The organism is Azospirillum oryzae, assembly GCF_900177515.1.
Taxonomy (GTDB): domain Bacteria; phylum Pseudomonadota; class Alphaproteobacteria; order Azospirillales; family Azospirillaceae; genus Azospirillum; species Azospirillum oryzae_A.
In genome coordinates this window covers 692,930-718,573 of sequence record NZ_FXAK01000002.1, presented here as the reverse complement: position 1 = coordinate 718,573, position 25,644 = coordinate 692,930, and the positions used below count along the sequence as shown (strand labels likewise).

Below are 25,644 nucleotides of genomic sequence, written 5' to 3'. Positions count from 1 at the left end.
GGGGGCGTCCGGACTGGGGACCGGACGCCGGGAGCGGTGACAAGTTTGCTGCCAGTCGTTCCCCGAACCGCGGACCGGCGCGGGACGCGCCTCACACCGGACGGTCACCCACCACATTGCGGAGGGTGCCGATCCCCTCCACCGTTGCCTCGACCACGTCGCCTGGCTGAAGGTAGTTGCCGGTTCCTTGCGCGACGCCTTCGGGCGTGCCGGTGAACAGGACGTCGCCGCAGTCGAAGCCGACCCGCGCGTCGATGAAGGCCAGCAGCTCGCCCACCGTCCACGTCATGTCGGCGGTCGTGCCGTCCTGCCGCACCGCGCCGTTGACCGTCAGCCCAAGCCGCAGCCTGGGCTGACCGGCGGGAAACTCGTCGCGGGTGACGATCCAGGGGCCAAGCCCGGTGGTCTGGTCCTGGCTCTTCGCCGAGAACAGATCCATGCCAATGCCGGGTGGTCCGGCCCTCTGCTCATCACGGGCGCTGACGTCGTTGCCCACCGTGTAGCCCAGAAGACCGGCGAACGGGTCGGCCGGGTCGATGCGCTCGGCGCCGACCACCGCGACCAGCTCGACCTCGTAATCGAGTTCGCGGGTCACCGGCGGGTAGCGTATGGGGTCCGCCGCGCCGATCAGCGCGCCGTAGGCCTTCAGGAAGGCCACCGGGCGCGCCGGCGGGGCGACGCCGAACTCAACCAGATGCTTGCGGTAATTGGCTCCGGCCACCACGACCTTGTTGGTCTTCTCAATGGGCGGCAGCAGCCGCACATCCGACAGCTTGCGGACCTCACCGGTGAAACGGAGCGTCGCCTCGCCCTCGCCACGGGTCACGGCGGGCGCCCATTCGGCGAAGGCCCCAAGGAACGGGCGGACAGTGTCTCCCGTCCTATCGACGACGGCCCAGAACGGGGCGCCCCCGTCGGTGCACCGGGCGATCCGCATCAGGCGGCGACCTTGGCGCGGCCGAGCTTGGCCGGGTCGAGGTGCAGCAGCTTGCAGGCGTTCTTGTAGCGGATCTTGTCCAGATCCTCCGGCGATACCCGTAGACCTTGGGTCAGGTCGTGGCGGATCGCGTCGCTGCCGCCGAAATTGGTGCCGTAGACGAGCTGGTCGGCACCGACGACGTCGATCAGCGCCTGACGCATCGGCAGTTCGTGCAGTTCAGGATCGAACCAGAAATTCTTCATGTATTCGCGCATCGGCTTCTTGTTGTGGACGACGTCCAGGTTCTGGATCGTCTGCTCCAAACGGCCGAGCTGGAACGGCACGAAGCCGCCCGCGTGGGTAATGTAGATCTTCAGATCGGGGAAGCGGTCGAGTACGCCGCCGCAGACCAGATACCAGAAGCATTTGGTTTCATCGTAGTTCATGCCGACGATGGCTGTCGTCTCGTAGCGGTCCTCGTTGGCCTTGTCGCCCCAGGTCACAGACTGGTTGTAGCCATGGACGAAGATCGGCAGGTCGAGGTCGACCATGGTCTTCCACACCACGTCGAGCTCCGGCGAGTCGAACTCCAGCCCGCCAAAGTTCGAACCACCGGCGCTGATGCCGACGGCCCCCAGTTCGGTGACAGCGCGGCGGATTTCGACGGCGGCGGCCTCGGGCGCGTTCAGCGGGGCGTGCGCCCAGAAGAATAGGCGGCCCGGCGCACCGGCACAGTATTCGGCCAGCGTGTCGTTCACCTTGCGGGCGTAAGACACCGAGAATTCCGGCTCGGTCCAGTACATGTAGCAGTGCGACGGTACCGACAGCACCTGCGCGTCCTGGCCGGCGGCGTCCATCCCGGCAAGGCGGACGTTCGGATCGGCCCAGCGCGCGAAATACTCTTGCAGATCCAGCTTCTTGCCGGCCCGGACGGCGGCGCGGCGCTCGGGCGAGCCGAGGGTCAGGACCCATTTGCCCACGCGCAACCGGATGTCGCCGTCGTCGCACGGCTCGAAGAACGGCCCCCAATGCGGGTGCTGGTTGTAATAGCCCGGCAGCGGCGCATGGGCATGAAGATCGATCAGCATCAGTGTCTTCCCTGCGTGTGTCGTGGGTCACCGACGCCGCCCGCACAAAGGCGCTGTCACGGCGTCGGGCGTGTGCGATCCGGCGTTGCACGAACGCATCGATTGGAACGGGGGGACTTCACCGCCGGTGGGGCCAGCGTAAGACCGTCACCCACACAGATTGTTCTAATTCCAATTGTTAGTCAATATGCCAATTTGTGTCTTAAAAATCGACCAAGCTATAGTCACGTCCCGGTGTTGTCACGCGCCGGTAAAGACCGGCTTACGCTTGCGCAGGAGCGCCTCGACGGCCTCGGCATGGTCGGCGGTGGCATGGGCCAGCGCCTGCATCGCCGCCGACATCTCCAGCAGCGTCGCCAACCCGACGGTGCGGCCCTCGGTCATCAGGCGCTTGGTCATCCGCACCGCGTGGCGCGGATTCACGGCTATGCGGTCGGCCAGCGCACGGGCGGCGGCCAGCAGGTCGTCGTCGGGAACCAGTTTCGACACCAGCCCGCAGGCCAGCGCTTCGGCGGCGTCGATCACGTCGCCCGTCAGCGCCATCTCGCACGCCTTGGAAAAGCCGACGACACGCGGTAACAGCCACGCCCCGCCATCGCCCGGCACCAGCCCGACCTTGACGAAGCTCTCCGCGAAGCGGGCGCTTTCGGCGGCGATGCGCAGGTCGCACATGCAGGCCAAATCACAGCCGGCGCCTATGGCCGGACCATTGACGGCGGCGATGACCGGCACCTCCAACCGTTCGAAGACCAGCGGCAGCCGCTGGATGCCGTGACGGTAATTCGACCGGGTGCGGGCCGGCAGCGCATCGTTCAGGCCGCCGCCCACCCGCATCGTCTTCAGATTGCCACCGGAGGAAAAGGCGCTGCCCGCCCCGGTGAGGATGGCGACGCGCACGTCGGGATCGCGGTCGAGCCGGATCAGGGCCACCTCCAGCGCATCCACCATCTCGGGTTCCGAAATGGGATTGCGCAGGTCGGGCCGGTTCAGCGTCAGCGTGACGATGCCGCCGTCCTGTTCGTACAGAACCGGGTCGGTCATGGTTTGTGTGTCTCCCAATCCTTGGGCCATTTTCGGGATGTTTCGTCGGATCAGCGCAGGCCCAAGCCCCGCGCGATGATGCCGCGCAGGATTTCCCGCGTGCCGCCGCGCAACGAAAAGGACGGGGCGTTCATCACCAGCTTGGCCAACACGGCGGAGAATTCCCGCGTCGCCTGGAGATCTGGTTCAGCATTGACCAGTTGGCGGGCGATCTCGGGGATCTCCTGCTCGAACAGCGCCCCCAAATCCTTGACCAACGCCGCCTGCAACGCGGGGTTCTCGCCGTTTTCCAGCATTCCCGCCACCGAGCGCGACAGCCGCCGCAGCACCAGCAGATGCGCGGTGAGCCGCCCCACCGCCATCGCCGCCTGATCGGACGGCGCGTCGCCCAGCGCCCGCACCAATTCGGTCAGCAGCGTCATCGAAGACAGGAAACGCTCCGGCCCGCTGCGCTCGTAGGCGAGTTCGCCCATCACCTGCGCCCAGCCTTCGCCACGCTGGCCGATCAGGGCGTCGTCCGGCAGGAGCGCGTCCTCGAAGACCACCTCGTTGAAGTGATGCGCGCCGGTCATGTCGAGAACCGGGCGGATGGTGATGCCGGGGGTCTTGAGATCGACCAGGAACTGGCTGGTGCCGCCCTGCCGGTCCTCGGTTCCGCCATCGGTGCGGCAGAACAGGATCATGTAATGGGCATGGTGGGCGTAGGTCGTCCACAGCTTGGTGCCGTTGACCCGCCAGCCGCCACCCCCGCCCCCTTGGACCGGCACCGCGCGGGTGCGCACGGCGGCGAGGTCCGACCCCGAGTCCGGCTCGCTCATGCCGATGCAGAAGGTGCAGTCGCCGGCGGCGATGCGTGGCAGGATACGCTGGCGCTGCTCCTCGGTGCCGTTCTTCAGCAGCAGCGGGCCGCTCTGGCGGTCGGCGATCCAGTGGGCCGCCACCGGCGCGCCGGCGGCCAGCACCTCCTCCAACACCACGTAGCGTTCCAATGCGCTGCGCTCGTGACCGCCGTAACGCGTGGGCCAGGTCATGCCGATCCAGCCGCGCTCCCCCATCTTACGGCTGAAGCCGGCGTCGAAGCCGTTCCAGGAATCGGCGCGCAGGCGCGGCGGCCGGTCGGCCAGTTCGGTTTTCAGGAAGTCGCGGACCTCCGCGCGCAACGCCTCGGTGCGGGCGGTGACGGGCGGCGGGGGAAACACGATGTTGTGCATGATGGTCTCGCTTCTCAGGCGGCGGTGACGAGCGGCCACAGACCGTCGGCGCCCGCAGCCGCGACGTGGCGGCCGATGATCCGGCTCCAGACCGCCTCGTTGCCGAACTCCTCGCGCCACGCCCACAGGCGGCGGGTGAGGTGATGCAGGCTATGCTCCTGCGTGAAGCCGATGGCGCCATGCACCTGGTGGGCGATGGACGCGGCGATGCCTGCCGCCTCGCCGCAGCGGACCTTGGCGGCGGCGATGGGCAAGGGGCGGAAACCTTCGGCGACCACCTCGGCGGCGGCGTCCGCAGCCGCCCCGGCGGCGGCGGCCTGCCCGGCCAGCACGGCCAGCGACTGCTGGACCGCCTGGAACTTGCCGAGCGTCCGGCCGAACTGCACGCGTTCGCCCGCGTAGCGCGTGGTCAGCGCCAGCACCCGGTCGATGGCTCCGGCCAAGGCAAGGCTGCGCATCGTGGCGCCAACGGCGCGCAGGGCCGCGCCGTCGATGCCGTCGGGCGCGGGCGCGACGCTCGCGGCGTCGAGCCGGACGTCGAAACACAGGGTGTCGCGTGGCTCTCCGGCAAGGTTGGTGGCGTTTTCCATGGTCCAACCTCCGGCATCGATGCGCGCAACGTGCGGTACGCCGTCATGCTCGGCGATCACCGCAATCCCGGCGGCGACGCGGCCCCAGGGAACGCGGTGCGCGCTGCCGGTCAGCCGCCAGCCGCTGCCCTCACGGGTCAGATCCAGCCGGTCGTCCGCCAGCACCGGCGCGACGCTCGCCGGTCCGGCGATCAGTTCCAGCCCGGCCTTGGCGAGCAGCCAGGAGGCCAGCATCGTCTCGGCCAGCGGAAGCGGCGCGGCGGCGGCGCCCGCGATGCGGATCAGCCCCAGCGCGTCCACCATGTCCACGCCGAAGCCGCCGGCCTCCTCGGGCACCAGGGCCAGCGGCAGGCCAAGGTCGTCGGCCGCCGCCCAGATGTCGGCCAGCCACTCGCCCGTGTCGGCGCGGTGCAACGCCTCGGGCGTGATGCGGTCGGCGAAGAAACGCTGCGCGGTGTCGACCAGAATGCGGCTGGTGTCGCTCGTCATGCCGTCCCCCAATAAGTGGTCGTCTCGTTCAGCCGAGCCGTTCCAGGATGGTCCCGGTGCCCAGGCCGCCGGCGCAGCACATGGTCTGCAAGCCGAAGCGGGCGTCGCGCCGCTCCAACTCGTGCAACAGTGTGGTTAGCAGCCGGGCGCCGCTGCCGCCCAGCGGATGGCCGAGCGCGATGGCCCCGCCGTTCACGTTGACCCGGTCATGCCCGATCCCGAACTCGCGCATCCAGACCAGCGGCACCGGAGCGAAGGCCTCGTTCACCTCGAACAGGGCGATGTCGGACAGCGACAACCCGCTGCGGTCGAGCAGGCGCCGGGTCGCCGGGATGGGACCGGTCAGCATCAGCGTCGGGTCCGCCCCGACCGTGGTCATCGCCCGCAGCCGGGCGCGCGGCTTCAACCCATGCGCCTTGGCGACCTCCGCCGCCATCAGCAGCAGCGCCGCCGCGCCATCGGCGATCTGCGAGGAGTTGCCGGCGGTGACGCGGCCCTCGGGCCGGAACACCGTCTTCAGCGTACCGAGCTTGTCACGACTGGTGTCGCGGCGGATCGTCTCGTCGCGGCTGAACAGCGGGAAACCCTCGGGGGTGGAACGCTCGCGCCATGCGTCCACGGCAACGGGGACAATCTCGCGGTCGAACCACCCCGCATCGGCGGCGGCGGCGGCGCGGCGGTGGCTGGAGATGGCGTAATCGTCGAGTTCGTCGCGCGTCAGATCCCAGGTGTCGCTAATGCGCTCGGCGGCTTCGCCCTGCGGCACCTGCGGATACGCGTCCAGCAGCTTCCAGCCGAACGGCTCGCCATGGACGTCGCGGTTGCCGCCCATCGGCACCCGGCTCATGCTCTCGACGCCGCCGGCCACGACGACGTCGAATTCGCCCGACGCGATGGAGCCGACGGCCGCGTGGACGGCGGCCTCCGACGAGCCGCATTTGCGGTCCACAGTCATGCCGGGAATGCGGGCCGGCCAGCCGGCGGACAGCAGCGCGGTGCGCGCTGGGTTGGTCGATTGCTCGCCGACCTGGGTGACGCAGCCGAACACCACGTCGTCCACCAGCTCCGGTCCGATGCCGGCGCGCTCGACCAGCGCCTGGAGAATCACCGCGCCCAGATGGTCGGCGCGCACGGGGGCCAGCGCCCCGCGAAAACGTCCCATCGGCGTGCGGACGGCCTCGACGATCACGACATCCCGCATGATCAGGCGCTCCTCAGGCCGGAACCGGGGATCTTCACCCCGTTCTCGTATCGGTAGACGCCATGGCCGACCTTGCGGCCGGTGCGGCCCGACTTGACCATCTTGGTGATCAGCGGACAGGGGCGGAACTTCTCGCCCAGCGACTGATGCAAGTATTGCAGCACGGCCAGCCGGGTATCCCAGCCGGTCATGTCGCCCAGTTCCAGCGGCCCCATCGGGTGGCCAAGCCCCAGACGCAGCGCGGTGTCGATGTCCTCGGCGGTCGCCACGCCGGATTCCAGCATGTGCATGGCCTCGTTGCCGAGCATCGCCGACATGCGGCTGGTGGTGAAGCCGGGGGCCTCGTTGACGACGATGGAGGTCTTGCCGATGGCGTCCGACCATGCCTTCAGCCGCTCGACGACGCTGTCGGCGGTGGCGATCCCACGGACGATCTCGACCAGTTTCATCTTGTGGACGGGGTTGAAGAAATGCATGCCGGCGACGCGGGCCGGGTTGGCGGAGGCCGCCGCGATCTCGGTGATGCTGAGCGCCGAGGTGTTGGTGGTGATGATGGCATCCCCCGCCAACACCGGGTCGATGGCCTGGATGATGTCGATCTTGACCGACAGCCGCTCCGACGCGGTTTCCACCACCAGATCGGCGCCACGGGCGCTTTCGACGAGGTCGGTGCCGGGAGTGATCAGGTCCAGCGTGCGGGCGGCGGCCTCTTCGGTCAGCTTGCCGATCTTGACGGCCTCGCCGGTGACCGTGCGGATGTCGGCCAGCGTGGCGTCGATGGCCTCCCGGCTGACGTCGAACAGGGTGACCGGATGGCCGCGCACCGCAAAGGCGTGGACGATGCCACGGCCCATCAGCCCGGCGCCGACGACGAGGATCTTGTTTGCGTTCATTGGATTGTGTACCTGGGTTTATTGGCCGGTGAAGACGGGCTTGCGCTTTTCGCGGAAGGCGGCGGCGGCCTGGAGCCGGTCCTCGGTGGACATCAGCAGCGTGAAGAGGTTGCGTTCCAGAATCAGGCCGTCCCGCAAATCCAGATCGGCGCCGGACAGGACGGCCTCCTTGAGATAGGCGGCGGCGGTCGGCGACTTGCCGGCAATGTCCTCGGCCAATGCCAGCGCCTGCTCGAACAGAGCGTCCCGCGACGGAGCCAGCCGGGTGACGACGCCCAATTGCAACGCCTCGGCAGCGGCGAAGCGCCGGCCGGTCAGCATGAGGTCGAGCGCCCGCCCAACCCCGATCAGGCGTGGCAGACGCTGGGTTCCACCGGATCCGGGAATGAGGGCGAGGTTGAGTTCCGGCAGGCCGAACACCGCGTCGTCGCAGGCGATCCGCACATCGCAGGCCAGCGCAATTTCGAAGCCGCCGCCCAGGCAGAAGCCATGAATGGCGGCGATGGTCGGCTTGGTGGTGCGGCCGATGGCGTCGATGTAGGCCCGCTCGCTGTCGCCGCGCCGTGCCGCCACCAGCGAGGCCGGCGCACGGAATTCCTTGATGTCGGCGCCCACGCAAAAACCCCGGTCGCCCGCCGCGCGCAGCAGGACGACACGGATTTCCGGATCGGTCTCGGCGTCCCGGAAGGCCCGTGTCAGCCCGGCCCGCAGTGCGTCGTTCAGCGCGTTGATGGCGTCGGGCCGATTCAGCGTGACGATGGCGACCGCGCCCTTTCGCTCGATGGTAACCGCGTCTTCGCTGGTCAAAGTCTGTTCGGCCCCCATGGGTGGATCTCCGGAAAAGTCACGGTCCCGAGCGACGCGGGAATGCCGGGCGCGGCACTGGATGGCGGCCGGGATCCACGGCGTCGGCTCCTCGGCGGGAGTCGCTCGGCCTGTTGATTGTCAGCATCACGGTAATTCGAACCGAAAGCACGGCGCAAGAGTTTTTCTTCTATCAGAATGAAATTCTGAATGCGGAAAATCCAAGGGCGGATCGACCGGACAAAGGGCAACCGCCGCCACGCCGCGCGCTCGGCGCGCCGCACAGCCTCGTGGTTGGACAAGGGGATCAAGCGGATTGTTGAAGGAAACGGTGGCGGTGCCCTGGGGGGACCGCCACCCGAAACTCAGTAGAGTACCGAGGTCAAACGCTGCCCCAACGCTTTCAGCTCATCGCCCATCCGGGCGATGGTGGGGTCGTCGTACTGACCCCGGAACATGGTGGCGACGATCGAGAAGGCGAAGGCGCCCGATGGGTCGAGTACGGCCGCCGCGATGTTCGTCGTGCCGCCATAGAAGAAACCGTCGTCCAGCGCCCAGCCGCGTTTCGCGGCGGTCTCAGCCTCGTCCCAATAGCGGTCGAAGTCGAGGGGCCGCGCCCAACGGATGGACGCGAAGGCGCTTTCCACCTCGGCCTTGCTCTTGCCGATCTGGGTCGCCAGCAACCGCCCGGTCGCCCCCATCAGCATCGGACCGCGACGCCCCGGCGACACCTGGATGCGGGTGTCGCGAGTGCAGTATTCAACGGCGACCTGGGCAATGCGATCGCCGCCGATCCGGCGCCACAGCGTTACGGTCACGCCGAACCGCTCGGCCAGTTCCTTCAGGTGGGGACGCGCGGCGGACACCCGCTCGCCCTCCGACATCACGCGCTCGGCTATTTTGACGATGCCGAAGCCGACCGTGTAGCTTTTGGACAGGGGATCGAACTCGAGCACATCCTCCGCCACCAGCGTGCGCAGGATGTTGAAGCAGGTGCTGGTGTTGATCGACAGGTCTTTGGCGACCTGCGCCGCGCGGCGCGGCTGCCCGCTGTCGCTCAAGTATTTCAGAATTCGGATCGCGTTGACGACAGGCCGAACGATGACCTGCTTGCTTCGGGAGGAACTGTCGGCGTCTTCTGTTCCGGACTTCGTGCCCTGGCGATCCTCATCCCGATCATTGATCGTTTTGTTCTTTTTATCCGCCATAATCGGTGGCTCATCGCCCTTCGCTGTTCTCGGCGGGATTATGCGAAGCGGTCACAGCCTTGTAAACAAGCGAATCCCCGTCCCTCAGGATCGTCCGTAGACCGAGACGACACCGCTGCGCGCCGTGCGATTCTCCGGCGACGCGAGGAAGGCGATGACCGCGGCGATGTCCTCCGACTTGGGCCAGCGGTCGTGGTCGGCATCCGGCATGGCGGCGCGGTTGGCGGGGGTGTCGATGATCGACGGAGCCACCGCGTTGACCAGGATGGCATCGGCGGCCAGTTCCTCACCCAACGCCTGCGTCAGGGCGGCGACCCCCGCCTTGGACACGGTGTAGGCGGCCATGCCGGCGCCGCTGCGCGGCTCCAGCGCCGGCCGTGCCGCGACGTTGACGATGCGGCCTCCCGGCGCGCCGGACCGGCGGCGGATCGAACGGACGGCCTCGCGCGTGCACAGGAAGCAGGTCAGCGTGTTCATGCGGATTTGCTGCTCAAAGGCCGCCGCCGACGTGTCCAGCAGGGACGACATGTCGAAGCCGCCGGCGACATGAACCGACGCCCACAGCGGCGGCAGCCCGGCGTAGAAGCGGGTGACGGCGTCCTCATCGGTCAGATCTACCCCTTCGACGATGCGGATCGGGCCGCTTTCCGATCCGGTGAAGCCGGTCAGTTCCTCGGCCACCAGATTGGGGATGTGGCAGACCGCGCCGGATTCGACCAGCCGCGCAACCACGGCGCGGCCCAAGGCTCCGGTGCCGCCCGTGACGACGACGTTGGCGCCCTTCAGATTGAGTGCCATGAATGGTGCTCCTTTCTAACTAAGCTACGATGACCGGTCGGCTCAAGCGCCCGGAGCCATGCCCTGGGCATCCACCCCCTGGGCATCCATGCGCTGGCGTCCCATCTCGATCATGTCGCGCTTCAAAGTGGGGTAATAGGCGATCTGCCCGGACATCCCGCCAGCGATGTCGATGGACGCGCCGGTGATGAAGCCGGCATGGTCGCTCGCAAGGAACAGGGCGATGCCGACGACGTCCTCCGGTTTGCCGAAACGGCCAATCGGAACGACCTTGGTCACCATCGCGTCGAACTCGGCGCGGCTGACGCCCGGCCCCATCTCCTTGTGATGGCGGTCCCACTGCCCGGTGTCGATCCATCCCATGTTGAGACTGTTGACCAGGATGTTGTCCTTGGCCAGCGCCATGCCGAGCGAGCGCGACAGCGCGATGCAGGCAGCGCGGTTGACGACCGACGGAATGCCGTCGGGCGTCGGCACGGTGCCGGCGACGGCGCTGATGTCGATGATGCGGCCCCAGCGCTGCTTGCGCATGTACGGCACGACGGCCTGGGCGACACGGAAATGGGCGACCTGAAGCAGGTTGGCGTGCTCGAGGATCCCTTCCGGGGCCAGCGTGTCGATGTTGCCGCCGCGCCCCTGGCCGGCGTTGTTGACCAGCACGTCAACGCCGCCCCAGGCGTCGGCGATCGCGCGGACGAAATCCTGAACCTGCGCGGTGTCGCCGACATCGACGGAACGCGCCAGCACATGGTCGGTCCGGCCGCGCAGATCGTCCGCTGCCGCCTGGATCGCGGTATCGGTGCGGGCGCAGATGGCGACCCGCGCGCCCTCGGCGGCGAAGCCGGTGGCGATGGCCCGCCCGATGCCGCGCGAGGCGCCGGTGACCAGCACGCGTTTGCCGGCAAGATCAATCTTCATCTGTCTTCGGTCCTTCCCCGAAAGGCGGTGCCGGGCCGGAACGGAGGGTTCCCGCCCCCGGCCCGCCCAGCCGGTCAGCGGGCGTTGGAGGCGGCGATGGCTTCCGGCGAGATCTGGTTCTCGGGGATCGGGGCGATGAACTTGAACGGCTCGTTGAAGCCGGTGGACATGCCCTGGAACATGTAGGTTCCCTTGACGAAGTCGAACACCGAATAGCCCGGCGAACCGGGCGCCACCGGGTCGTAGAACTGGAGCGCGTAATTGTAGCCGCCCCGGTACAGGGTACCGCTCTGGTCGTAGGCGTCGAACATCCCGGCTTGATAGGTGTCTTCGTCGATGTAGTAGGTGCGTTTACTGTAGGCGTGGCGGTAGCTGGGCTTCAACGTCGCCTCCACCACCCACATGCGGTGCAGTTCCCACCGCTCGCAGGCGGGGTTCAGGTGACCGGGCTGGATCAACGTGTCGGCCGGGCAGTCGAACGCCGTCTTGTAGGCGTTGTAAGGGACGTACATCTCCTTCTTGCCGACCAGTTTGTAGTCGAAACGGTCCATCGCACCGTTGAACAGAAAGATTTCGTCGTACAGCATCACGCCGCCTAGCGTCGACACCGGCGTATCATAAGCGAATTCAGGCGCAAGACGAACACGACGCTGGCCGACCGTGTAGCTCCAGGCTCGACGGCTCCTCTCCATCGGGTCGAGGTAATCGGTGTAGCCCGTCGCCTCTCCGGCCTTGCGCGCCGGGGCCATCGTGCGAGAGAATAGGATCTGATAGGCGTTGGGGTCCGACCGCTCGTCATTGTAATAGGCGAGTTCGACGTAGGTCTGCACCTCCGACGTCATGAACTTGCTGCCCGAACGGTCCATGACATAGGCCTGCGCACGCTGGGTCATTGGCGGATGATAGGCCAATGACTTGTTCCACATCACCTCGTAGCCGTCCTTCGGGATCGGGAACGGGATGCCGCCCCGGCATTTGACGTCCAATGCCAAGCCATTGTTCAGCGTCTTGCAACTGGTGGCGTTGCGCACCGTCGCCTTCAGCACCGTGTCGGGATAGGCCACCGTGCGTCGGCTCTGGAACACATTCAGAAAATAGTCGGCGTTGTCCTTGATCATCTTGACCGTACCGGCGGACAGCTTGCCGGCGTATTGATCGACGTTCTTGGCATCGATGCGCAGGATCGGCTTGTCGGACGCGAAAGGGTCGGTCCACTTGAAGCTCCCTTTGGCGTAGGAGGCCGGCGCCTTGGTCAATCCGCCAGTGTAGGCGGGGATCGAGCCGTCGGCGTTGCCCGCCTTCGTTGCGCCGAACTCGGTCAGTTCACCGCCGAGCTTGGCGGCCTCCTGGGGCGTGACCGCCGCCAGGGCCGGCGAACCCGCGAGGACCAGGAGCGACGCTCCGGCCAGCCAATGCTTCATCGTCATCACCATTTCTCCCATGTCTTGATTGTTCTGGCGCGGTTGGTGCGTGGCCGCCGGTCCGGCGAGATCGTTGTCCGTCAGCCTTGCTTTCCTCACCCCGCGATGCCCGTTTCATAGCGCCGCCGACCGATCAGTCGGCTCCGGCGGATGCTTCGTCCGAGCGCAACACGGCGGCGCCTTCGGTCTTGGTGGTCTTGGCGGCAGCCGCCCGGCGCGCGGTCTCGTCCCGCTCCTTCTTCCCACGCATCAGGAAATGCGAGAGCGCCGGGATCAGCACCAGCGCCCCGACCATGTTCCACAGGAACATGAAGGTCAGCAGGATGCCCATGTCGGCCTGGAATTTGATCGGCGACAAAGCCCAGACGCCGACCCCGGCGGCCAGAGTCACGCCGATCAGCCCGACCACCCGACCGGTGAAGCGCAACGCCCGGCGGTACGCCTCGGCCAAGGGCAGCCCGGCGCGCTGAAGAGCAATCTGGACGCTCAGCAAATACAGCGCGTAATCGACGCCGATGCCGACGCCGAGCGCCACCACTGGCAACGTCGCCACCTTCACCCCGATGCCCAGCACGACCATCAGCGCCTCGCACAGCACCGAGGTCATCACCAGCGGCACCACCGCCACGACCACCGCCCGCCAGCTGCGGAAGGTGACGAAGCACAGCACCAGCACGGCCGCGTAGACGTAGAGCAGCATGATCCGGTTGGCGTCGTGCACGACGATGTTGGTTACCGCCTCGATGCCGGCGCTGCCGGCCACCGGCAGGAACGATACGCCGTCGCGATTGTGGGTGGCGGCGAAGTCCTCGACCGCCTTGATCGCGCGCTCCAGCGTTTCGGCCTTGTGGTCGGACAGATAGGCGACGACCGGCGTCACCGAGCAGTTGGCGTTGACCGCCGAGGGGTCGACCGCGATTGCGGCGCTCATCGCATTGTCGGTGATGGTCTGGTCGCGGCTGATGGTCGTCCATTTGCCGCCGGCCTCGAACAACGCCGAGGTGATCATCGCCGTCGTTCCCGCCAGCGATTCGACCCGCTGGACGCCCGGCAACTGGGCGAGCTTGCGCTCCAGCCGGCCAATGTCGACCAAGGTCGGGAACATCCGGCAGCCCTCCACCGGCGTCACCACAATGACCGCCAACTGATCGCTGGACAGGTTGTAGTGGGACGTGATGTAGGCGTTGTCTTTGTTGTAGCGGGAATTGGCGCGCAGTTCCGGAGCGCCGGGATCGAGATCGCCGATCTTCAGGTTCAGGCTGACGGCGTAGCCGGCGACGGTCAGCGCCAGCGCGGCCGCCAGCGTGCCTGCCGCCCAGCGCCGGTCGGTGAAGCGCACCAGCCACTCCCAGAACCCCTTGCCGCTGCTTTCATCGACCTTCGAATCCTCGCGCAGGCTGCGCTGGGCGGCAGCGGCGCCGACACCGGAATAGGACAGGATCACCGGCAGCAGCAGCAGGTTGGTCATGATCAGCATGCCGACGCCGAGGCTCGCCATCAGGGCCAGTTCCTTGATAACCGGAATATCGATCACCAGCAGCACCGCGAAGCCGACGACGTCGGCGAGCAGGGCGGTGAACCCGGCCAGGAACAGCCGCCGGAAGGTGAAGCGCGCGGCGACATAGCGGTGCGTGCCCCGCCCGACATCCTGCATGATGCCGTTCATCTTCTGCGCGCCATGCGAAACGCCGATGGCGAAGACCAGGAACGGCACCAGCACCGAGTAAGGGTTCAGCGAATAACCGAGCGCGGTGATCGCCCCCAGTTGCCACACCACCGCGACCATCGAACAGGCCAGCACGACCACCGTGCTGCGGATGCAGCGGTTGTAGAGGAAGATGATAACCGCCGCGATGGCGACCGAGACAGCGAAATAGCCCATCACTTCGGCGACGCCGTCGATCAGATCGCCGATCAGCTTGGCGAAGCCGACGATGTGGACCCGCGTTCCGTCGTTCTGCAGGGCCCGGACCTTGTCCTCCAGCGCGCGCGAGAAGGCGCGGTAGTCGAGCTGCTCGCCGGTCTTCGGGTCGTCGCCGAGCAGCGGCACCACGATCATCGTCGATTTCAGGTCGTTGGCGACCAGCGAACCCATCACGCCAGCGCGCGCCAGGTTCTGGCGCAGCTTGGCGATGCTCTCGGGCGAACCGCTGTAGTCGGCGGGCATCACCGGCCCGCCGTTGATCCCGGTTTCCGTCACCTCGCGCCAGCGGACGATTGGCATCCACAGCGATTTCATCCAGGATCGATCAACGCCCGGCATCAGATAGACGGTGTCGTTGATCCGTTGCAGATCCTTGAGATAGGCCGGGTCAAAGATATCGCCGCGCGTGTTCTCCACCACAATGCGGACCGTATTGCCGAGGTTTGGCAGGTCCGCGCGGTAGGTCTGGTAGTTCCCGATGTAGGGATGCGCGGTAGGGATGACCTTCTCGTAGCTGGCGTTCAGGCGCAGGCCGTAGGCTTGCCACGCGAACAGCGCCGTCACCAGGGCGCACAGCGCGACGAACAGGGCGCGGTTATTGAACACCGCGCGCTCGACCAGATTTCCCGACCGGCGGTCGAACTGGGCCGGATCGCCGATCACCGGCATCGGTGCCATGTCTTGTGCTTGCGCTGCCACAGGCTTTCCTTTGCGAATTTGGTGCGGAGGGCCGATGCCCCGTTCAGGGAGTCGGTGCCGCGACGGCGACCCGCTTCACGCCGGCGTCGGTGCCGATGGCGACCGCTCCGCCGGCGGCGACCGCCAGCGCATAGGACGATCGCCCTAGGGGCGCCCCCGCCGGAGTGATCCTGCCGTCGCGGTCGGCCACCAGAACACCGCCGTTCTGCGCCAGCAGGGCGAAGCGTCCGCCCTCCATCCGGGAGACCGCCGCGATGGACGCCGTCGTGCGAGTGTCGAGTCGGGTCCAGGCCCGTCCCCGGTCGCGGCTGAGGAATGCGTTGCCGCGCAGCCCCGCCACCACCAGCGTGTCGCCATCGACCGCCATCGAGAAATACGTGCCCTCATAGGGCGTCGGGACCGCGACGAAGCGCCGCGACGCCCGGTCAAACCGCATCAGAAGACCGAGTTCACCGGCGATGTAGACCTCGCCGTCCGGTCCAGGCGTTCCGCGCACCGCGTAGAGATGGGCGCCACGCGGGTTTTCCGTCCGTTCCATCCAGGGGGTCCAGTGCTCGCCGCCATCTTCAGTGACGAGCAGCAGGTTGAAGGCCCCGATTGCGAAACCCAGCCGGGAATCGGCGAACCACACGTCGAAGAAGGGAAGCGGCGCACCGCTGGCGACGCGCTGTTCCAGCTCCGCGATCCATTGGCGGATCGCCTCGCCGTCCGCTTCCCCGGCCGGAAGCTTGCGGTAGTGGTCGAGCATGGCTTGGTTCAGCGTCCGGACATCGAACTGCCGGGTCCAGCTCCGGCCGGCGTCGCGGCTGCGCATCAACACGCTGTCATGACCGACGATGAACCCATCGGCCTTGGTCGCGAAGGTGATGGCGGTCAGATCGGAGCTGACAGGAGACGGGATTTGCTCCCATCGCGCACCCTGGTCGTCCGACGCCAGGATCGTCCCCTGCGCACCCACCGCGAACAGCCGCTCCGGTCCGCCGGCCACCGCGAAGATTCGTGATGTCAGGCTCGCGACGTCGACCGCCGCCGGAACGTCGAGGGGATCCTGGAAGGCTGCCGACACGGCCGCCTGCGGAAGCATCGCCGCAAGGGTCATGCCGAGCGTCCATGACAAGGCCCGTGCTCGTGCCGATTTCATTCCCAACCTCCACCGTTGCCGGTCCATATCGACGCGCGTCCGCGCACGTTCTCAGAAGGACGTCTTGTAGGTGAGCGACACGTAGCCGCGATCGTTCAACTGCGGGCTTCCGTTGCCGCCAATCAGCGCGTTGTTGGCGTATTTGCCGTCAGCGTGCTGATCGGTGTAGCGCAGGGTCACTTCGTGACGTTGTTGGTAGGTCAGCTTGGCGCCAACCGACCAGGTCAGCACGCCCTCGTTGCCGCCGCCGGCGGTGGGCGCGTTCCCGCGCAGGCCGTAATTGATCGTCATCGGCAGGTCGAGATCGGTGGACGGAAAGACCTGGAGCCATTGCGGCGTGAAGTTCGCCGCGATGCCCACGTAATCGCGCGTCGAACAGCCGTCGGCAGCGCTCAGCCCGACACAGCCGCCATATCCCCTGCCCTTGTATAGGCTGGCATTGTGGGTGACCTCGCCCAGGCGGCTGTAGGCTAGTTCGACGACGAGGTTGCCGGTGTCGTAGACCGGGCTGCTGTCGAGCAGCCAAACAGCGTTGGCCACCGCGTGCCACGTGTTTCCACGCGCACCCTGGTTGTCCACCGCGCTGATCGACGCGCTGTTGAGCGCGGCATTGTGACGGTACGACACCTCCGTACCGATGCTGGCACCGCCCAGGCCGATGGTGTTGAAGCTGAGGCCGATCAGCTTGGTGTCCTTGGCGTAGACGAACCGGTAGCCGGTGGGCAGCGTTTGCGGTCCCCACGGCGTGTAGTCGTCGAACGCTCGGTAATAGGCACCGACCGTCGAATCGATGGATTCGATGTTGTAGCGGGCGTTAACGCCCCAATTGCCGATGTTGTGCGGCTCCAGATCGCCGATCCGGGGAATCGATCGATTCCCGCCGACGGCCAGCCGGTCGCCGAGCAGAAAGTCGGCCGGCGCCAGATAGGTTCCGCCCGCCGGAACGCGGGTCGGATCCCATTCCAGGAAGAACTGGCCGGCGATCGACAGGTTTGGCGACAACTGCGCCTTGGCCGACACTTGGCCGACCGGCAGGAAGACCTCCTTGGTCTCGATACCGGGGCTGGACACTGCCTTGCGACCGTCGAGCGGCGCCTGGGAATAGCTGATGGCATGGGCGCCGAACAACAATCCTTCGCCCCAATAGATGACGTGGCGGCCGATCTTCACATCGACCGGCACCGTCCCGGCATCGACGCGGCCATACACAAAGGCATCCAGCAGTTCGCCCGACGGGCCGCGATAATAACGGCGCACGTCGCTGTTGTAGCGATTGCCGTTGTAACCGCTGACATAGCCGCGCAGGGCCGGATTCGGATTGACGTCGGTGTCATGATAGGCGTTGTCGTACCAGAAGGCCCCCGTCACCCGCAGGCCGTAGCGTTCGCGAAAGGCGACGTCGAACTCCGACAAGATGTCCAGGCGGTTGGTGATGACGTCGCCACGGCCGAACTTGCGATCGGATTCGTCGTAGTTCGGGTTGTTGGCGATGCGGGAATCGATGCCTTCGGCGCGGACACCCAGATTATAGCGGACCGTGTTGTCGAAGCGGATCCGCAGATCAGAGTTGTCGGTGGGAATTTCAAAGGCACTCGCGCTCGCCGCCCCCAGAAGCAGCATGGCAACGCCAAGGCCGGCGGCTGTCCGCCCGGCATAGGTGCAGGACCGTTGTGGATGTGTCACGTTCCCCCCGTCGGTTTCGAGTCATTGTTGCTTGTTGACCCAGGTCCCCGGCGTCGTGCGCGCCTCGCGCCTCGCGCCGCTCACGCTTTTGAAATCGTCGGCGTCGATACTGTTGCCAGAGACCTACAATCCGTTCTATCAGCAATGTTGTACAACAGAGGCGAAAACGTTCACAATCTTTTTTTGATGGAAGAATGATATTCTAATTTCAGAATTATCATGTCGTGAAGTCGCATGCCGACGATCCGTCAAGCCGATTGTCAATACCCTTCGCGCGGTGATATCGATGTCGCCGCTCGTCATTCGCTAGGCGCATCGGACATCGGATGCGCCAGCCAGCCACGCGCCGCGTCAGGTCTCAATCCAAAGGGCGATTGCATGCCGGTCATTCGAGGAAAGCGCTGGGACCCGAGACCAGCCGAAACCATTCAGAAGATTCTTGAAACCATCGAACAGATGGTCTTGCGCGAAGGCTCGACGGAACTCTCGGTGCGCGCTGTCTGCGAGGAAGCGGACATCGCGCGCGGCACCTTCTATCGCTATTTCAGTTCGAAGGAGGAACTGCTCGAAGGCTTCAGCCGCCACATGCGCGAGAAATTCGAACGCAAGGTCGGCGAGGTCCTGGAATCCTCAGTCGATCCGTCCGAGCGCTTCGCCGCCTATCTGCGCTGCGTCTGGGTGTATCTGAACGCCGACAACGCCCGCCGCCTGTTCGAGATCGAGCCGGTCTTCTCGGTCAAGGATTTCCGGCAGAACTTCGAACAGTCGATCAAGCGCACCCAGCATGTGTTGGACAGCACCTTCACCGACTGGGAGGCAGCAACCGGCGTGACGCTGGACCGCGACCTGCTGTCGGAGTTGCTGATCCGCTACATGCTGAGCGAACTGATCGTGCCGTCCACCGGCAATTATCAGGACTTCCTGGAACGGACGACACGGATGGTGACCGCGCTCTGGCCCCGCCCCCGATGAGGGATTGATAGGAGGGAATGATGCGCGCCGCCTCGGCGGCGCGCTCAGTTCCGGTGCTCGACGAATTCGAAGATCGCCCCGCCGAACTCGGCCGGATCGACGCGCAGCAGCGGGCCGTCGACCGCGTCGGAATGTTCATCCAGCGTGAAGCGGGTGTCACGCGCCCGCAAATCCTCGGCCTTGGCGTCCAGCCCGGTGACCGACACGCGGATGTGGTAGGGGCCCGGTCCCCAATTGTGCAGGTAGCGGCCGGTTTCGCTGTCCCAGCGGGTCGGCTCGATGATATCGAATGTCGCGCTGTGCGTAAGGGCGAATCCCATTCGGGCGCGACGGTAGCCGCTGGCCGTCAGGGTCTCGACCGGCCCCATCGGTTCCCAATTCAAATTGGCCGACAGACGGCGCAGCGTGTCGTCAAGGTCGCGCACCAGGAAACCCCGATTGACAACCCGCACCATGTCGCCCGGCTTGGGATCGCGCGGCAGCGGCGGCGGCGTCAGAAAGGTGTCGGCCGGCATCTGCAACGGCTCCAGCGGCATCACCTCGATGCACAGCCCGCCATCGACCGATGGTTCGTAGCCGGGACGCTCCGGCGTGCAGCCGACCCAGAGCCGGTCGAAGGGCATTTCCGGAGTGATCTGGGCCAGACGGAAGGGCGCCTTGCGCCGCGCCAGCCGCTCGACCACCGCGCCGAAATCGCGGGCGACGAGCACCGTCGCGTGGGTCTTGATCGGGCGGAACGGCCCTTGGAACTCCTCCAGGCTCTTCAGGAACACCGGGAAGAAGGGGTCACCCTGGTTCGGCCGGTCGAGATGGCCCTGCGGCTCGATTCGTGTAGGCGACACCGCCAACGATTTGTGGACTCGCAGGAAATGGGCGACATAGGGATGGTTGCCGAAGCCTTGGCGCCAGTTCGGATGGCCGTGGACACCTAGCTTGGAGACGATGCGCGCGGCCATGTCGTCCGGGTCGTGGACCATCAGGTCGCCGCTGAGAAGCATTTCAAACATGACCTGTTCCTTGTGCTGTTCGCTGACGGGCGCCCGCCTCAGGGCCGGACAACACGGTTGCGCAGGAGGCCGATGCCCTCGACCTCGAGCTCCACGATGTTACCGGGTTTCAGGAAGCGCAGGTGCTCCAGCCCGCAGCCGTTGCCGACCGTTCCAGACCCGAGGAATTCGCCCGGATGCAGGGTTTCGGAGCGCGAGATGAAGGCGATGAGATCCTCGAAGGTCCAGCGCATGGAGGCGCTGTTGCCGCGACCCCATTCCTCACCGTCGACCCGCGCAATCATCTCCAGCGCGTAGGGGTCGGAAAGCTCGTCGGCCGTCACCAGACACGGCCCCATGGCGCTGCCGGTGTCGAAATCCTTGCTCTTCGCCGGGCCGAGTTGCCCGGCCATTTCGACCGACTGGGTGTCGCGGGCGCTGAAATCGTTGAAGATCGTGTAACCGAAGATGAAGTCACGCGCCTTGTCCTTCGGCACGTCCTTTGCGGCCCTCTTGATGTAGCAGCCGAACTCCAGCTCGAAATCGAGTGCATTGGAATAGGATGGCCACAACACGTCCTGGTCGGTGCCGATGACCGAGAAGCGGTTGCCCTTGTAGTACAGCGGCTGCTGGTCGAACAGCTTCAAAATCCGCTGTTCCAGCGGGCTTTCTCCGGTCTCCATCGGTGCCTGGCCTTTGGCCCGCGCACGAATCTGGCGGGCCGCCGCGTAGCTCTGGCGGATATGGGTTTCGAAGCACATGCAGTCGCGCATCTGCGGCGGCGGTTGCAGCGGCGCCAGCAGCGCCACGGCGGCACGGGGCGTCAACGCGGCGTCGGGGGCCCGCTTCACGATGTCGGCGGCGCGGTCGAACGCGTCGTCGCCGGCTTCGATCAGTGCCAGCAGGCTCAAGAAATCAGCATTGTCCCCGCCGTAAAGGGCGCGGTCGGCGCCAGCGAGGTCGAGGACGAAACGGTCCCCATCTACCAGCGCGCCGGCGCGGGGCTTCATGCCGCTGTGGGTGTAGGTTACCAGACGCATGGGTGCAGCCCCTGTTCGTCGGACATGGTGTCAATGATCGTCTTCAGCGCTTGGCGACCTTGATGTTGGTCTCTTCCAAATCCCAGGTTGCCGGCGTCTTGCCATCGTCGCGCAGTTCATATTTCAGCACGCGCCCCTGCGGGTTCTTCGGCAGCGCGTTGCGGAACTCGATGTAGCGCGGGATGGCGTAATAGGGGATCTTGTCCACGCACCAGTGGAACAACGCCTCTTCGGTCAGCGCCGAGTCTGGTCGGCGGATCGCGGTGACCTTGACGTCGTCCTCGCCCTTGGGCGACGGGACGGCATGCACCGCCACCTCCAGCAGGTCGGGGTGGGCGGAGAAGGCCGCTTCCATCTCGAAGCTGGAGATGTTCTCGCCGCGCCGCCGCAGGTAATCCTTCTTGCGATCGACGAAGTAGAAGAAGCCGTCCGCGTCGAACTTGCCGATGTCGCCGGAATGCAGCCACAGGTTCCGCATGATCTTCAGCGTGTCTTCCGGACGGCGCCAATACCCCATGAACATGATGTTGGGGCGCAGCGGCCTGATGATGACCTCGCCCGGAACGCCGGGCGGCAGTTCGCGGTCCTGGTCATCGACGATGCGGACGTCGAAATCGGGAATGCGGGTGCCCGACGAACCGGGAGCCGCGTAGGCCCCGCCAGGCAGCGACGTCACCACGGAGGCTTCCGTAAGGCCGTACCCATTGCCGCCGACCTGTCGCGCGCCGAAACGCGTGCGCCAGATCTCCTTGACCTCCTCGGTGAAGGGGTTGCCACGCACCGTATGGATCTGGCCGAAACAGGCGCGCATGTCGTCGCTGTCGTCGGCCTGCGCGATCAACTGCCCCATCGACCCCAGGATCGACGCGATGGTGGCGCCCGACCGCCGGATTTCCGGCCAGAAGTTCGACACCGAGAAGCGCGGCGCGATGGCGACCCGCGCGCCGACCAGGATGTTGGAGATGATGCCGACGGAAATCGCGTTCAGATGGAACAGCGGCAGCGGCGTGAAGGTGATGTCCTCGGCCGTCGCCGGCCCCGCCCGCAGTTGGAGACGCGCGAGGTTGCACATGTAATTGTAGCTGAGCATGCAGCCCTTGGACGGGCCGGTGGTGCCGGAGGTGTAGATCAGGCAAGCGAGATCCCCTGGCTCCGGCTTCCGGTCCAAGGGCGTGTCGTCCGTCCCCCGATGGGCGTCGAGCGGCAGCACCGGCTTCGCGCAGGGAACGCCGGAGTCCACGGCTCCGCGTTGCAGGATGAGTTTGACGTCCGGCAGTTCTCCGGCCACCGCCGCGATGCGAGGCAGGTAATCGGGTTCGCACAGGACGATGGCGGCGCCGGCGTCGTGGATCTGGTGGCGCAGGAAGGCGCCGCGCAGCGCCGTGTTGATCGGCACGCTGACGGCGCGGAGCTTGTTGATCGCCAGCCACGCGACGACCGCGTCGATGTTGTTGTCGAGCATGGTGACGACCGTATCACCGTCCCGCACACCCAGCCCGGCCAGCGCGTGCGCGAACCGGGTGCTGAGCCGGTCCACCGCGCCATAGCTGTGCATCTCCCCGCCGAAATCCAGAAGGATACGGTCCGGATGCTTGGCGACGGCGCGGTCGAGAGCGGCGATGACCGTGTCCTGCTCTCCAACGCTCCAGGTTTCGATCGGTCCCATGAGCGGCTTTCGGTCCTTTGAATGGAGGGGCTTTCCAGAGGCGGGCGCGGAGACGCGCGCTGCGCCACGTCCACCCTCATCTCGGTAGGACGAATGGGGGACGGGGGGTGTTCAGTGTCGTCAAGATGCTTGGAATGCCAGCAGTCTGTCAACAGATTTTCTGTATTCGGAATTATCTTCTTATTTCAGAATTTCTTAAGCCCCTGCCCTGCGGTATTCCGCCGCCGCCTCGTATCCGACGCTGGCGCAGTCGGGATAGACGTCGGGTTTCCGCGACGACACGACCGCGCCGGTGATTTCCGGGCGGCCGGAACACAGCACCAGAATGTCGTGAACCAGGGTTTCCTGAAGATGGTAATGCCGGCTCTCGATCAGCGCACGGATGCCGGTCCGCAGAAAGTCGTAGTCGACGGCGGTGACGATGTCGTCGTTGCGGACCTGATGCGCCGGATCGAGGGTGAGGCTCACCGAGATCAAAAGCCTTTGCGGGTTCCGCTTCTCGAACGGGTGGACGCCGATCGACGCCAACAGTTCGAAATCGACCAGGGACAGGGTATGGCGCCGGATCGCGAAGGGTTCCGCCGATGCCATGCGCCGGGTTCCGGGAATTTGGTCCATAGCCTCGTCATCCTTGTCGTCAGTCGGCGAGGAACGCGACGTCCCGGCCGGGATTCGCCAGCGATTGCCCACCGTCGATCACGATGGTCTGGCCGGTCAGCGACGGCGCGCCGAGAATGAAGCGCACGGCCATGGCGATCTGGTCCACCGTGCAGCCACGCCGCATCGGGTTGGCCCGGTGCGCCATCCTGAACTCCTCGGCGGTCTGGCCGCCGCTGACCAACGTGATGCCGGGAGCGATTCCGCACACCCGCAGCCTGGGCGCCAGCGCCAACGCCAAGGTTCCCGTCGCGGCGGACAGCCCGAGCTTGGCGACGCCGTAGGAAAAATAATCCGGGTTCGGCGCCGCGATGCGGTTGTCGAGAATGTTGATGACGCAGCCGTCGTCGCCATCGGCCACGGCGGCGGCGAAACACCGGGTCAGGAAGATCGGGGCGCGCAGATTCACGTCGATGTGGCGGCCCCAACTGTCGGCCGTCATGCGATCCAGCGTGTCGTAGTCGAACAGGGACGCGTTGTTGATGAGCGCCGTCAGGCGCGACCCGCGCCGCGTGGCCGCCTCCCCGGCATCGACGGCCAAGCGCTCGACCTCGTCCAACCGCTCCAGGTCCGCGCACAACACGTCGGCGACACCGCCGCCCTGTTCGATCAGGCGGACGACCGCGTCGGCCTCGGCACGGGACCGCCGGCAGTGGACAAGCACATGCCATCCATCGGCGGCCAGTTGCAGAGACAGTTCCCGGCCGACCCGCAGGGCCCCGCCGGTGATGAGAACGGTGCGCAACGTCACGTCTCGCTTCCTGGAAACGGGCCAACGGCCGCGCGGCGCCGGCTTTCCTGATCGCCCGGAAAAGCCGCCACCGCGCACAGCCCGGAGCGTTATCGGATCAGAGCGCCGACTCCGCAGCGGCGGCCTGGAACATCTTCTGGATGTCCCCCGACGTCACCGGCCCCTTGCCCGACGTCACCGGCTTGGCGCCGCCGAGACCGAGCAGCGGCAGGGTGTTCACATGCTTGGCGCGGGCCTTGAGCGCACCGACCGTGCAGTTCTCGCGCCCCAGGATGGAGAACGGGTCGTAGGAGAACTCCCGCATCGTGTTCAGATGCGTGATCTTGTGGATCGTCTCCTCCGGGAGATGCTTGACGTCGTTCCACAGGATGTCCGCCGATTCCGGCCAGGTGCAGTCGGAATGCGGATAGTCGCATTCCCACGTCACCATGTCCTCGCCGATGTATTTCAGGTTGTCGAGCCCGAAGCGGTCCTCGATGAAGCAGGTGATGATGTGTTTGCGGAAGATGTCGCTCGGCATCTGCCCTTCGAAGTTCGACCCGGTCCAGGCGTTGTGATGGCGGTGGGTGAAGTCGGCGCGTTCGAGCAGGTAGGGGATCCAGCCGATGCCGCCCTCCGACAGGGCCATCTTCAGGTCCGGATACTTCTTCCACATCGGCGCCCAGATCCAGTCGGCGGCGCTGTTGGAAATGGAGATCGGCATCGACGTGATCCAGGCGTCGATCGGCGACAGATCCGAGGCGTGCTCCGCATGGGCGCCGGTGCCGATGTGGCAGCAGATGACCACCTGGTTGTCGGCGCAGACCTTCCACAGAGGATCCCAGTAGTCGTCGTGGATCGACGGATAGCCGAGCAGTGCCGGGTTGTCGGAAAAGCTCATGGCATGAACGCCCTGTGCGCTCAGCCGCTTGACTTCGGCGACGGCGGCCGGGATGTCCCACATCGGGACCAGGCACAGCGGGATGAAGCGTCCGGGCGCGGCGTTCGCCCAGTCGTGCAGGTGCCAGTCGTTGTAGGCCTGGATGGCGGCCAGCGCGATGTCACGGTCGGGATGAGCCTGGAACTTCTGGCCGGCGAAGCCGGGGAAGGTCGGGAAACAGATCGAGCCGAGCACGCCGTTGGCGTCCATGTCCTCGACGCGCGCCTTGATGTCCCAGGTGCCGCGCCGCATGTGCTCGTAGCTCAGCGGCTCCATGCCGTATTCTTCCTTCGGCCGGCCGACGACCGAATTCAGGCCCATATAGCCCCAGGCCTTGCCTTCGAACATCCAGACGTCGCGGCCGCCGATTTGCTGCGTCTTCGGCTCGCGTCCCTTGAAGCGGGCCGGCATGTGGCGGGCAAAGGCGTTGGGCGGCTCGATCACGTGGTCATCGACGCTGACAAGAATCATGTCATCGCGAGTCATTGGGCGCTCCTCGAAGCAGGGTATGGGGCAGGCGTTTCGCCTGGATATGGACAATCGCCGGATCGTAACGGCGGGGCAGCCCGGCCGAACCGTCGGCAGGTCGAGCGCACCGCTGGTGCGGCGGGAGGCGGTTCCGGAC

The 25,644-nt window shown here is 66.2% G+C and carries 23 protein-coding genes; 2 read left to right on the top strand and 21 right to left on the bottom strand.

What is annotated here, in order from left to right; translation table 11 throughout:
• Positions 1–91 precede the first annotated feature (91 nt).
• The 8 genes from B9N97_RS06270 to B9N97_RS06235 all read right to left on the bottom strand — a co-directional run bounded on the left by B9N97_RS06270 (position 92) and on the right by B9N97_RS06235 (position 8,257).
• The gene (locus tag B9N97_RS06270) at positions 92–937 is read right to left on the bottom strand and encodes a fumarylacetoacetate hydrolase family protein (protein WP_085084404.1); all 846 of its coding nucleotides are present in this window, start codon (positions 935–937) and stop codon (positions 92–94) included.
• Entirely contained in the window at positions 937–2,007 is a 1,071-nt protein-coding gene (locus B9N97_RS06265; protein WP_085084402.1) for an amidohydrolase family protein, read from the bottom strand. The genes B9N97_RS06270 and B9N97_RS06265 overlap by 1 nt, the downstream gene beginning before the upstream one ends.
• A gap of 240 nt (positions 2,008–2,247) precedes the next feature.
• Positions 2,248–3,048, bottom strand: a complete 801-nt coding sequence (locus B9N97_RS06260) for a crotonase/enoyl-CoA hydratase family protein (RefSeq protein ID WP_136703611.1) — start codon at positions 3,046–3,048, stop codon at positions 2,248–2,250.
• Between the two features lie 50 nt (positions 3,049–3,098).
• A complete protein-coding gene (locus B9N97_RS06255) occupies positions 3,099–4,259 on the bottom strand; it encodes an acyl-CoA dehydrogenase family protein (RefSeq protein ID WP_085084398.1) in 1,161 nt (386 codons plus the stop codon).
• Between the two features lie 14 nt (positions 4,260–4,273).
• On the bottom strand, positions 4,274–5,338 hold the full coding sequence (locus tag B9N97_RS06250; protein ID WP_085084396.1) for an acyl-CoA dehydrogenase family protein: 1,065 nt from the start codon (positions 5,336–5,338) through the stop codon (positions 4,274–4,276).
• A 28-nt stretch (positions 5,339–5,366) separates the two neighbouring features.
• Entirely contained in the window at positions 5,367–6,539 is a 1,173-nt protein-coding gene (locus B9N97_RS06245) for a thiolase family protein (protein WP_085084394.1), read from the bottom strand.
• A 2-nt stretch (positions 6,540–6,541) separates the two neighbouring features.
• A complete protein-coding gene (locus B9N97_RS06240) occupies positions 6,542–7,432 on the bottom strand; it encodes a 3-hydroxyacyl-CoA dehydrogenase NAD-binding domain-containing protein (RefSeq protein ID WP_085084392.1) in 891 nt (296 codons plus the stop codon).
• A gap of 18 nt (positions 7,433–7,450) precedes the next feature.
• Positions 7,451–8,257 (bottom strand): enoyl-CoA hydratase/isomerase family protein, encoded by an 807-nt coding sequence (locus tag B9N97_RS06235; RefSeq protein WP_085084390.1) that lies wholly within the window; start codon positions 8,255–8,257, stop codon positions 7,451–7,453.
• A 113-nt stretch (positions 8,258–8,370) separates the two neighbouring features.
• Here B9N97_RS06235 and B9N97_RS34740 point away from each other — a divergent pair, with 113 nt between their 5' ends.
• Positions 8,371–8,559, top strand: a complete 189-nt coding sequence (locus tag B9N97_RS34740) for a hypothetical protein (RefSeq protein ID WP_143266370.1) — start codon at positions 8,371–8,373, stop codon at positions 8,557–8,559.
• A 42-nt stretch (positions 8,560–8,601) separates the two neighbouring features.
• Here B9N97_RS34740 and B9N97_RS06230 read toward each other — a convergent pair whose 3' ends face one another.
• The 7 genes from B9N97_RS06230 to B9N97_RS06200 all read right to left on the bottom strand — a co-directional run bounded on the left by B9N97_RS06230 (position 8,602) and on the right by B9N97_RS06200 (position 18,028).
• Positions 8,602–9,444 (bottom strand): IclR family transcriptional regulator, encoded by an 843-nt coding sequence (locus B9N97_RS06230; RefSeq protein ID WP_085084388.1) that lies wholly within the window; start codon positions 9,442–9,444, stop codon positions 8,602–8,604.
• Positions 9,445–9,528: 84 nt separating this feature from the next.
• Positions 9,529–10,242, bottom strand: coding sequence for an SDR family NAD(P)-dependent oxidoreductase (locus tag B9N97_RS06225; protein ID WP_085084386.1), 714 nt, complete (start codon positions 10,240–10,242; stop codon positions 9,529–9,531).
• Between the two features lie 42 nt (positions 10,243–10,284).
• Positions 10,285–11,160 (bottom strand): SDR family oxidoreductase, encoded by an 876-nt coding sequence (locus B9N97_RS06220; RefSeq protein WP_085084384.1) that lies wholly within the window; start codon positions 11,158–11,160, stop codon positions 10,285–10,287.
• A 74-nt stretch (positions 11,161–11,234) separates the two neighbouring features.
• The gene (locus B9N97_RS06215) at positions 11,235–12,587 is read right to left on the bottom strand and encodes a DUF1329 domain-containing protein (protein ID WP_208621155.1); all 1,353 of its coding nucleotides are present in this window, start codon (positions 12,585–12,587) and stop codon (positions 11,235–11,237) included.
• A gap of 127 nt (positions 12,588–12,714) precedes the next feature.
• Positions 12,715–15,183 (bottom strand): efflux RND transporter permease subunit, encoded by a 2,469-nt coding sequence (locus B9N97_RS06210; RefSeq protein ID WP_211099109.1) that lies wholly within the window; start codon positions 15,181–15,183, stop codon positions 12,715–12,717.
• Between the two features lie 64 nt (positions 15,184–15,247).
• Entirely contained in the window at positions 15,248–16,345 is a 1,098-nt protein-coding gene (locus B9N97_RS06205) for a WD40/YVTN/BNR-like repeat-containing protein (RefSeq protein ID WP_208621154.1), read from the bottom strand.
• Between the two features lie 51 nt (positions 16,346–16,396).
• Positions 16,397–18,028: a DUF1302 domain-containing protein gene (locus B9N97_RS06200; protein WP_208621153.1), complete on the bottom strand. Its 1,632-nt coding sequence runs from the start codon at positions 18,026–18,028 to the stop codon at positions 16,397–16,399.
• A 234-nt stretch (positions 18,029–18,262) separates the two neighbouring features.
• Between B9N97_RS06200 and B9N97_RS06195 the strand changes: the two genes are divergently transcribed.
• Positions 18,263–19,000: a TetR/AcrR family transcriptional regulator gene (locus B9N97_RS06195; protein WP_085084377.1), complete on the top strand. Its 738-nt coding sequence runs from the start codon at positions 18,263–18,265 to the stop codon at positions 18,998–19,000.
• Between the two features lie 44 nt (positions 19,001–19,044).
• Here B9N97_RS06195 and B9N97_RS06190 read toward each other — a convergent pair whose 3' ends face one another.
• The 6 genes from B9N97_RS06190 to B9N97_RS06165 all read right to left on the bottom strand — a co-directional run bounded on the left by B9N97_RS06190 (position 19,045) and on the right by B9N97_RS06165 (position 25,505).
• Positions 19,045–20,007 carry a VOC family protein gene (locus tag B9N97_RS06190; protein ID WP_085084375.1) on the bottom strand — a complete coding sequence of 321 codons (963 nt, stop codon included), beginning with the start codon at positions 20,005–20,007 and terminating at the stop codon, positions 19,045–19,047.
• A 38-nt stretch (positions 20,008–20,045) separates the two neighbouring features.
• Positions 20,046–20,996 carry a fumarylacetoacetate hydrolase family protein gene (locus B9N97_RS06185; RefSeq protein WP_208621152.1) on the bottom strand — a complete coding sequence of 317 codons (951 nt, stop codon included), beginning with the start codon at positions 20,994–20,996 and terminating at the stop codon, positions 20,046–20,048.
• A 73-nt stretch (positions 20,997–21,069) separates the two neighbouring features.
• Complete coding sequence (locus B9N97_RS06180) at positions 21,070–22,692, bottom strand: ATP-dependent acyl-CoA ligase (RefSeq protein ID WP_085084371.1); 1,623 nt, start codon at positions 22,690–22,692, stop codon at positions 21,070–21,072.
• 195 nt (positions 22,693–22,887) lie between these two features.
• Entirely contained in the window at positions 22,888–23,283 is a 396-nt protein-coding gene (locus B9N97_RS06175) for a dihydroneopterin aldolase (RefSeq protein ID WP_167393198.1), read from the bottom strand.
• 46 nt (positions 23,284–23,329) lie between these two features.
• Complete coding sequence (locus B9N97_RS06170) at positions 23,330–24,100, bottom strand: SDR family oxidoreductase (protein WP_167393197.1); 771 nt, start codon at positions 24,098–24,100, stop codon at positions 23,330–23,332.
• A gap of 97 nt (positions 24,101–24,197) precedes the next feature.
• On the bottom strand, positions 24,198–25,505 hold the full coding sequence (locus B9N97_RS06165; RefSeq protein WP_085084366.1) for an amidohydrolase family protein: 1,308 nt from the start codon (positions 25,503–25,505) through the stop codon (positions 24,198–24,200).
• Positions 25,506–25,644: the final 139 nt, after the last annotated feature.

What these genes read in the sequence shown, in the direction of transcription:
- B9N97_RS06270 (WP_085084404.1), bottom strand. Translation starts at nt 937, where the DNA reads ATGCGGATCGCCCGGTGCACCGACGGGGGCGCCCCGTTCTGGGCCGTC.
- B9N97_RS06240 (WP_085084392.1), bottom strand. Translation starts at nt 7,432, where the DNA reads ATGAACGCAAACAAGATCCTCGTCGTCGGCGCCGGGCTGATGGGCCGT.
- B9N97_RS06250 (WP_085084396.1), bottom strand. Translation starts at nt 5,338, where the DNA reads ATGACGAGCGACACCAGCCGCATTCTGGTCGACACCGCGCAGCGTTTC.
- B9N97_RS06220 (WP_085084384.1), bottom strand. Translation starts at nt 11,160, where the DNA reads ATGAAGATTGATCTTGCCGGCAAACGCGTGCTGGTCACCGGCGCCTCG.
- B9N97_RS06215 (WP_208621155.1), bottom strand. Translation starts at nt 12,587, where the DNA reads ATGACGATGAAGCATTGGCTGGCCGGAGCGTCGCTCCTGGTCCTCGCG.
- B9N97_RS06175 (WP_167393198.1), bottom strand. Translation starts at nt 23,283, where the DNA reads ATGGCATCGGCGGAACCCTTCGCGATCCGGCGCCATACCCTGTCCCTG.
- B9N97_RS06255 (WP_085084398.1), bottom strand. Translation starts at nt 4,259, where the DNA reads ATGCACAACATCGTGTTTCCCCCGCCGCCCGTCACCGCCCGCACCGAG.
- B9N97_RS06225 (WP_085084386.1), bottom strand. Translation starts at nt 10,242, where the DNA reads ATGGCACTCAATCTGAAGGGCGCCAACGTCGTCGTCACGGGCGGCACC.
- B9N97_RS06245 (WP_085084394.1), bottom strand. Translation starts at nt 6,539, where the DNA reads ATGCGGGATGTCGTGATCGTCGAGGCCGTCCGCACGCCGATGGGACGT.
- B9N97_RS06210 (WP_211099109.1), bottom strand. Translation starts at nt 15,183, where the DNA reads ATGGCACCGATGCCGGTGATCGGCGATCCGGCCCAGTTCGACCGCCGG.
- B9N97_RS06180 (WP_085084371.1), bottom strand. Translation starts at nt 22,692, where the DNA reads ATGGGACCGATCGAAACCTGGAGCGTTGGAGAGCAGGACACGGTCATC.
- B9N97_RS06195 (WP_085084377.1), top strand. Translation starts at nt 18,263, where the DNA reads ATGCCGACGATCCGTCAAGCCGATTGTCAATACCCTTCGCGCGGTGAT.
- B9N97_RS06230 (WP_085084388.1), bottom strand. Translation starts at nt 9,444, where the DNA reads ATGGCGGATAAAAAGAACAAAACGATCAATGATCGGGATGAGGATCGC.
- B9N97_RS06185 (WP_208621152.1), bottom strand. Translation starts at nt 20,996, where the DNA reads ATGAAGCCCCGCGCCGGCGCGCTGGTAGATGGGGACCGTTTCGTCCTC.
- B9N97_RS06265 (WP_085084402.1), bottom strand. Translation starts at nt 2,007, where the DNA reads ATGCTGATCGATCTTCATGCCCATGCGCCGCTGCCGGGCTATTACAAC.
- B9N97_RS06260 (WP_136703611.1), bottom strand. Translation starts at nt 3,048, where the DNA reads ATGACCGACCCGGTTCTGTACGAACAGGACGGCGGCATCGTCACGCTG.
- B9N97_RS06190 (WP_085084375.1), bottom strand. Translation starts at nt 20,007, where the DNA reads ATGTTTGAAATGCTTCTCAGCGGCGACCTGATGGTCCACGACCCGGAC.
- B9N97_RS06205 (WP_208621154.1), bottom strand. Translation starts at nt 16,345, where the DNA reads ATGAAATCGGCACGAGCACGGGCCTTGTCATGGACGCTCGGCATGACC.
- B9N97_RS06235 (WP_085084390.1), bottom strand. Translation starts at nt 8,257, where the DNA reads ATGGGGGCCGAACAGACTTTGACCAGCGAAGACGCGGTTACCATCGAG.
- B9N97_RS06165 (WP_085084366.1), bottom strand. Translation starts at nt 25,505, where the DNA reads ATGACTCGCGATGACATGATTCTTGTCAGCGTCGATGACCACGTGATC.